Origin of the sequence: Arthrobacter sp. CAL618 (genome assembly GCF_000468215.1) — a bacterium.
In the GTDB taxonomy this organism is placed as follows: Bacteria; Actinomycetota; Actinomycetes; order Actinomycetales; family Micrococcaceae; genus Arthrobacter_D.
Map to the genome: position 1 here is coordinate 1 of NZ_ASZW01000194.1, position 1136 is coordinate 1136.

The following is a 1136-nucleotide window of genomic DNA, read 5'->3' on the forward strand; positions in this document are numbered from 1 at the left end:
CCGACGCCTACCGGCTGGAATCCGCCGCTGACATCGATGACCTCGACCTGGAATCGACCATGGATACCAGCGTGACAGTCGTCGAGTGGGGAGCCGGGCGGGTGGAGCATCTGGCCGAGAGCCACCTCGAGATTCATCTTGACCGGCCAGCGATGGCCGGCGCCTCCGCTGACCCCGATGACGACGACGAGCCTCGACGGGTCCTCATCGAGGGGTACGGTCAGCGCTGGGCGAATACGCCGTCTGCCGTCGGCTCCCTCGATTAGGCTGGCAGGATGCTGATTTTGTCCCTCGATACCTCCGCCGCGGCGAGTGCAGCCCTGGTGCTGGACGGCGTCGTGACCGGGGCTTTCGCGACCGAAGACACGAGGAGCCACGCGGAGGTGCTCGCCCCCGCAGTCGCCGATCTGCTGGCCGAAGCGGGTATCACCGGAACGGACCTGACGGCGATAGTGGTGGGCGTTGGACCGGGACCTTTCACCGGGCTGCGGGCCGGGTTGGCTACCGCCAGGACTCTCGCCTACGTCTGGGACGTGCCGCTGCACGGAGTGATGAGTCTCGACTCCATCGCCGAGGACGCTGCAGCGCATGCCGGGACCGGCGAGTTCCTGGTCGCCACGGATGCCCGGCGGAAAGAGGTCTACTGGGCCCGGTACCGGGCCGAGGACGGCGTCCCCGGGGTGCTGGAGGGGCCGCACGTGGGCGCGCCGTCGTCGCTCCCTACCCTCCCGACCTATGGCAAAGGCGCGGGCCTCTACCCCGACGTCCTGGCAGGAGTCGCAGGCTTCACCGAACTGCACCCCTCGGCCGCGGCGTTGGGGCGGTCCGCCTCCCGGCGGCTCTCCGCTGGGCTGGCGTTGTTGGATACCGCTCCGCTGTACCTGCGGGAGTCCGACGCGCGGGTCCCCGGCCCCCGGAAGCGGGCGACCGGATGAGCTTCTCGTTGCGCGATTTGCTGCTTCAGGACGTTCCGGCTGTCGCACGCCTGGAGTTGGAACTGTTCCCTACTGACGCCTGGCCGCTGGAAATGTTCCTGGATGAGGTGTCCCAGACTGAAACACGCCGCTACCTGGTCGCCGAGATCGAGGGCCGCATGGTCGGCTATGCGGGAGTCATGTGTGTGGCGGCGACCGCCG

3 protein-coding genes (1 of these 3 running past the window's edge) are annotated in these 1136 nt (G+C 68.6%); all 3 read left to right on the forward strand.

Annotated features, from left to right (window positions below; all coding sequences use genetic code 11):
• Nucleotides 1–266: tRNA (adenosine(37)-N6)-threonylcarbamoyltransferase complex ATPase subunit type 1 TsaE (locus K728_RS0111705; RefSeq protein WP_024476830.1), on the forward strand; the 266-nt coding region annotated here is incomplete at its 5' end.
• Between the two features lie 9 nt (nt 267–275).
• The gene (gene tsaB / locus K728_RS0111710) at nt 276–935 is read left to right on the forward strand and encodes a tRNA (adenosine(37)-N6)-threonylcarbamoyltransferase complex dimerization subunit type 1 TsaB (protein WP_024476831.1); all 660 of its coding nucleotides are present in this window, start codon (nt 276–278) and stop codon (nt 933–935) included.
• Nucleotides 932–1136, forward strand: partial view of a ribosomal protein S18-alanine N-acetyltransferase gene (gene rimI, locus K728_RS0111715; RefSeq protein ID WP_024476832.1) — the 5' end (the start) only. The gene runs 248 nt beyond the window's last position; the window shows 205 of its 453 coding nt (coding positions 1–205); it begins with the start codon at nt 932–934; the stop codon falls past the right edge of the window. The genes tsaB and rimI overlap by 4 nt, the downstream gene beginning before the upstream one ends.

Bases quoted from the DNA above. Each gene is read 5' to 3' on its own strand.
- tsaB (WP_024476831.1), top strand. From the start codon at position 276: ATGCTGATTTTGTCCCTCGATACCTCCGCCGCGGCGAGTGCAGCCCTG.